Annotated in this window: 5 protein-coding genes; all 5 read left to right on the top strand. The window is 63.1% G+C overall.

What is annotated here, in order from left to right; translation table 11 throughout:
* Positions 1–189 precede the first annotated feature (189 nt).
* On the top strand, positions 190–1530 hold the full coding sequence (locus ACIREA_RS24350; protein ID WP_397384936.1) for a coproporphyrinogen-III oxidase family protein: 1341 nt from the start codon (positions 190–192) through the stop codon (positions 1528–1530).
* Between the two features lie 34 nt (positions 1531–1564).
* Positions 1565–2116, top strand: coding sequence for a hypothetical protein (locus ACIREA_RS24345; RefSeq protein ID WP_397384935.1), 552 nt, complete (start codon positions 1565–1567; stop codon positions 2114–2116).
* Between the two features lie 743 nt (positions 2117–2859).
* Positions 2860–3822, top strand: coding sequence for a hypothetical protein (locus tag ACIREA_RS24340; protein WP_397384934.1), 963 nt, complete (start codon positions 2860–2862; stop codon positions 3820–3822).
* Complete coding sequence (locus ACIREA_RS24335) at positions 3819–4865, top strand: AAA family ATPase (RefSeq protein WP_397384933.1); 1047 nt, start codon at positions 3819–3821, stop codon at positions 4863–4865. Before ACIREA_RS24340 ends, ACIREA_RS24335 begins: the two co-directional genes overlap by 4 nt.
* 578 nt (positions 4866–5443) lie before the next feature.
* Positions 5444–6191 (top strand): hypothetical protein (locus ACIREA_RS24330; RefSeq protein WP_397384932.1); only part of this gene is annotated, 748 nt, incomplete at its 3' end.

The raw sequence follows: 6191 nt of genomic DNA, 5'->3' as shown, positions 1-6191 counted from the left end.
ATCGGCTTCCGCGTGGTGCTGGCGCATGGAAAGTGAGGGGAAAGCGTGGCAGAAGCCTTTGGCTCAAAATACCAAGCCATCTCTTTATGCGGGGTCCCTTCCTCAGGGAGAAAATCATCCCTTCGTCTCGCTTCGCGCATATTTTGCTCGTAGAACTTCCCGCAGCAGTCGTTATTCTTTTACCCCATCATGCAAACCGCTCTCGAAACTCCCGCTCCGGAGAAAAAGGTCGAACAGACCGAGGCTGGAAACTACTTTGTCTCCAATTATCCGCCGTTCTCATTCTGGAAGCCTGACCAGGTTCCCGTGGTGGAGGAAGTGCTGAAGCAGCCCGCACCGGCCAACATCCCGCTGGGCGTTTATTTCCACATCCCGTTCTGCCGCAAACGCTGCCACTTCTGCTATTTCAAAGTCTACACCGACAAGAATGCGCAGGAGGTGAAGGCCTACATCGACGCCGGGATGCGCGAGATGGAGCGCTTCACCAGCCAGCCCTATTTGAAGGGACGCAAGGCGCACTTCGTCTACTTCGGCGGCGGCACCCCCAGCTACCTTTCAGTGCCTCAGCTCAAGGATCTGACCAATCGCATGAAGGACATGATCCCATGGGACGAGGCGGAAGAAGTCGCCTTCGAGGCCGAACCCGGCACGCTCAATGAAGTCAAGCTTACCGGCATCCGTGATATTGGTGTCACGCGCCTGAGCCTCGGCGTGGAAAATTTTGACGATCACATTCTCGAAACGAACGGCCGCGCGCACCGCAGCGGCGAGATCGAGAAGGCCTACCGCTTCGCCCGCACGCTCGGCTTTGAGCACATCAACATCGACCTCATCGCAGGCATGATGAACGAGACCTGGGAGAACTGGAAGGACACCGTCAGGAAAGCCATCGCCCTGCAGCCGGATGCCGTGACCATCTACCAGATGGAGGTGCCCTACAACACCACCATGTATCAGCAGATGAAGGCCGAGGGCAAAGTCACTGCGCCCGTGGCCGACTGGCAGACCAAGCGCGACTGGGTCAGCTATGCCTTCGATGAATTTCAAAAAGACGGCTACACCGTGACCAGCGCCTACACCGTGGTGAAGGACCCCAAGCGCATCAAATTCGTCTATCGCGACTCCCTCTGGGAAGGTGCGGATCTCTTGAGCTGCGGCGTGGCCTCCTTCGGCCATCTCGGTGGCGTGCATTACCAAAATCAGGCCGATGTGGGCCCCTACATGCAGGCCGTGGATGCCGGCCAGCTGCCGATCTTCCGCGCCTACCAAACCACCGCCGAAGACCGCTTCGTGCGCGAGTTCATCCTCAAGCTCAAGCTCGGCCGCAGCGAGTTCGACTACTACATCCAAAAGTTCGGTGAAGATCCGCGCAAACACTTTGGCCCGCAGCTCGACTACCTGGCCAAGGAAGGCTTTGCCACGCTGGATGCGGCGGGCGTCACGCTCTCGCGCGATGGCCTGCTGCAGGTGGACCGCCTGCTGCACGATTTCTTCCTGCCGCAGCACCGCCAGTACGCCCGTTATACCTGAAGCCCTCCGACGCAACCGAACGACAACGACGGCGATGAACGAGGCACCCCGGCAGGACGAGGATATCCTGGCACCCCTGATCTTCTTTTACGGCATCGGCAGCACACGTCCGCGCGTGACCTTTGTGGAGCCCCAGGACCTGGCCGAGCAGGAGCGCGGCCTGCTGGTGCATGACCAAGACATGACGCCGCGCCTGCGGGATTTTCACGCCAGCGAGATCGATCTGGATGTCGCCGCCCGTGCCCGCATCGGCAACTACCTCGTGCGCGCCTCCGTGCTGCACCGGCACACGGACGGCATGCCCGTGGAGTTTGGCGCCATCGGCATTCACCTCGATCTCCTGCCTGAGGAAGCGCAGAAGCTCGTGCTCGAAGGCCTCGTACCCTTCGGTGCCATCTTGGAGCGCTACCAAGTCCCGCACTCCAGCCACCCCCGTGGCTACTTCCGCATCTCCGTGGATCAGCGCCTAGCCGACCTTCTTGGGGCCACCAGCGGCCAGATGCTCTTCGGACGGTGCAATGAGCTGCGCCACGGCAGCGGGCGAGTGCTGGCGGATGTGGTCGAGGTGCTGCCGAGGATGGGGTAGGGGATTCATCGGATGTGGTTCACCCCGCGAAAGCGGTAGCTGCGATGCAGGCTTGCGCCGTGCATCTGCGCGACCGCACTCCAAATAAACCCGGCACGCCACGGCTCACCCATCAACTCTGCAGGCAATGGGCCTCATATGGAGTGCGGTCGCGGAGTGAGGAACGAACGAAGCTACCGCTTTCGCAGGCCGGACGGAGCGCTGAGGCCGAAGACGCTCGAGCATCTTGAATCACGGCCATAGGCCACGTCCGCCTCGTTTCCCATTTCCATCCCAGGGGACTCAAAATTGGAAACGAAGGGGAAGGGAATATTCCTCCCCGTCGAAGAGCGCAATTGTTGCAAAATGTGGTTGCGTTGTGAAGTGATGAGGTGATTATCACCCGTCTGCCTGACCGGCCTTGATGCAAGGCTGGGAAGGTGGGGCGGGTGCAGTGTTCGCGTGGTTTTGCGTGCAAGACGCAGGGCCGCAGGGATGCGGTGCCACGCGGCTCCAATGGCCTGCCAGATGATCCCCCTCCCACACACCGGGTTCTGAGGAACCTGCTGCCGAAGGGGGATGACCGGGCCGGCGCATGGTGCGGCCCGCAGCCAGAAAAACCTTTGCGCCTGCCGGGCGGTGTTCTTCGCCGTCATGCTTTGGCGGATACCATATTATAGCTCTTACTACCACGTCATGACATCAATCGTGCCTGTTGTTGTTTCATCCGCCGCCGTGACTGGCGGCCACCCCATGCGCCATCCATGAAAACCACCGTTGAGCGTGCCAGCGCCTACCTGGCCAAAATGCCCGTGTCCGTCCAGGGCGGGGACGGTGCGGCCTTTGCCGCCGCACAGGCCCTGGTGAGGGGCTTCAGCCTCAGTGTGGAAGAGGCGCTGCCGCTGCTGGTGGTCTGGAACCACGGCTGCCTCCCGCCGTGGTCGGAGGCCGATCTGAGGAGCAGGCTGCACAGCGCCGCAAGCACCTCCAGCAAGGCGGAGGGTTACCTGCTGGCAGACCGCCCCGCCGCCGCCCGTGACCGCATGTCGGCTGATTTTCCAAACGAGGCAGAGCAGAGGGCCTGGCAGCGCCGCCAGTGGCCTGAGATGCGCCGCTTCAGCCGGGAGGAACTGGAGCCCATCGCCCGGCAGCGAGGCATCCCGTGGGGTGGTCTGTACATCGCGCGCAGTTTTGGCCTGATCAAGGCGTGCCAGCTGGATGGCCACGACTGCTATGCGGTGTGTGAAGGCCGGTTTGCCCAGGTGCGCCGCTGTGACGGCCAGCCGTTCACGAATGCGGAGGGCAGGGCCATCAATGCCAAAAACCTGCCCGGCAGCGAAGGGGCCTGGGTGGGGCGCGGCCTGCTTTCTCAGGCACCCCATGTGCTGCTGGTGGAGGGAGCCGTGGGCCTGCTGGAGGCCCTCACCGCGTATGCGCTGGTGGACATGCAGCCGTCCTGGACCGTGCTGGCGGCCACCAGCACGTCTTCCCGCCTGGAGCGCGATCCCACCCTGCTCAAGGCACTGGCGGGCCGCCACGTCCGCATCGTGCCCCATCTGGATGCCGCCGGCCTGAACGCCGCCGCCTCATGGCTGGCTGAACTGCAGAAGGCCGGAGCCACGGTGGACATCCAAGAACTGTCCGCCGGGCGCAAGGACCTCGGCGCACTGATCGCCAAACCCGAAGCCAATCAAGACGAACTCAACAGCCTTTTCCAAATCCTATGAAAGACATCACCGAACTCGTGGCGCAGCTCGCCGCTTACAAATCCACCCTTACCCCCACCACCGCCCCAGGTGCCCCGCCACCGCCGGAGCCGCCGGACTTCGCCCGCTCCCTGCTCACGCCGGAGCAGCTGCGCCACACCCAGACCGCGCCCCGCCCCCGCCTGCTGGGGGAATGGCTGCGGGAGGGGGATCTCGGCTACCTCTTTGCCCCGCGCGGCGGTGGGAAGACCTGGCTGGCCATGCTCATTGGCAACGCCCTGGCGGAGGGCTGCCTCCTCGGTGCCTGGCAGGCCGGGGAGGCCCCGCGCAGGGTCTTCTACTTCGATGCCGAGATGAATGTGCCGGACGTCAGGGAGCGCGCGGAGAAGCTCGGCATCACCTCGCTCAACTTCTGCTGGCTGAGCAATGAGCACCTCTACCTGGACCAGGGCCTCAGTGTAAACATCGCCCAGCCCCTGCACCAGACGGGCCTCTCCTCCATGCTGCCGGACGGCTCCGTCCTCATCATCGACAATCTCAGCGCCAGCCAGATCGGCATGCGTGAAAATGAGAACGACGACTTCGACAAGCTCGAAGAGTGGCTGCTGAGCCTGCGCCGCCGCAGCGTCACTGTGATCATCATTCACCACGCCGGGCGCAATGGGGAGATGCGCGGGGCCTCCCGGCGTGAGGACATGGCACACTGGATCCTCAGCCTGAAGGACGCCACGGAGGACGAGTCCCACTTCAAGGAGTTCATCACCCGCTTCTCCAAATGCCGCAACTGCCAGGGGCGCGATGCCATGCCCCTGCGCTGGGCCTTGAAGGATGAGGGCAGCCAGATCACCGTAAGCTGCGAGGCCCACGGCAACCTCGACGCCCTCCTGGCCCACATCCGCGAAGGCATCGTCAACGCCACCGAACTGGCCGAGATGCTCGGCGTCCAGTGCGGCACCATCAGCAAATGGGCCCGCAAGCTCATGAACGCCGGCCTCGTGCGTAAAAAAGGGCGTGAGTACGAGGCGGTGGAGCTGCGGCCAAGGGCGGGGGTCGGTGTGGATTGAGGGTGGGGGATTCTGGGGGAGCATGCGCCCAGCTGCGGGTGGTCGCGCGCAGCGCGAGAAGGTAGGACGGTTGGTCCTCCAACCGCCGCCGAGAGCGGGAAGAACGGACGAAAGACGACTGGCGGCAGCGGAGCCCAGTGACAGTCGGCAGCAGCGGAGCCGGGAATGATCCACCCCTGAGCAATCACCGCGCTGGGCCACGGCGGCTTGGGGACAAGCCGCCCAACCTGCGCTGGGCATGCGTACGTCCTGCAGGGGGGGCACGCAAACTCTCTGCCCCCCGTCGTCGTTTCCTCCACGAGGGCCTCCAGGAGCGGAAACGGGAAACGAGGCGCCGCCTCCCGCTTTTCCCCCTAGCATGCAGGCCCGGCGCGATCTGAAGCCGGAAATGAGGCTGGAAATGGAGCGGTGGCACTGAACGGAGCTCTCCAGGCCCTCCTCTTTTCTCCACTCTTCGTCTCCTCGGCGAAAAGACGTGAGCTTCGTACGGTTGGTGGTCAAACCATTTGCGATTTAAGGGTAATGGGGTTTGAGTTGACCTGATCCAACTTGCGCTCTTACCCTGGTTATTTTTTGTCATGAAACGCTCCCTGTTCATTCGCCCCACCCTGACTGCCGCTTTGCTTCTGGCCGGCATTCTGCCTCTCACCGCCGCTCCCAAGGGCACCAAGGGGGTGGAGGAATTCGACCCGCTCGCTTTCCCGGGCAAGGTCGTCGATGACGTGATCGTCCCGGTCCCGAGCGAAGTTTTCTCCGTGCTCGACAAACTCGGCGAGCCCAACTGGAACGCGGAACTGCGCAAGCAGGACATGCCGACCACCAGCGACCGCACCAAGCTCTCCCTCCTCTTTGGCTACACCGTGGCCGAGGGCTTCGTGGCCGTGCAGGCCGAGGACAAGGAAGCCGTGAAGGACATCGGCCATGACGTCATCTCCCTGGCCAAGAGCCTCGGTCTCAGCAAGTCCGTGCTGCCTCACGCCCAGGCCATCTTGGATGCGGCCGACAAGGGACAGTGGAGCTCCATCCGCAAGGAATTCGACCAGACCCAGAAGACCGTGCGCGACACGATGGAGCAGATGAAGGACATGGACCTCTCGCAGTGCGTCAGCCTCGGCGGCTGGCTGCGTGGCACGGCCTCCGTGACCTCCGTGGTGAAGAAGAGTTTTTCCGCCGACCGCGCCGAGTTGCTGAACCAGCCCATGCTGGTGGAGCACTTCGTCAACAGCATCGCCAAAATGCCCGTCAGCACCCGTGACCACGATGTGGTGAGGTCCATCCAAAAGGGCCTGGCCTCCGTGCTTCAGCAGATGGAAGGCGCCGTGGACG

This window comes from Prosthecobacter sp. (assembly GCF_044373815.1).
Taxonomy (GTDB): domain Bacteria; phylum Verrucomicrobiota; class Verrucomicrobiia; order Verrucomicrobiales; family Verrucomicrobiaceae; genus Prosthecobacter.
This window is presented reverse-complemented; position numbering and strand designations above follow the sequence as displayed.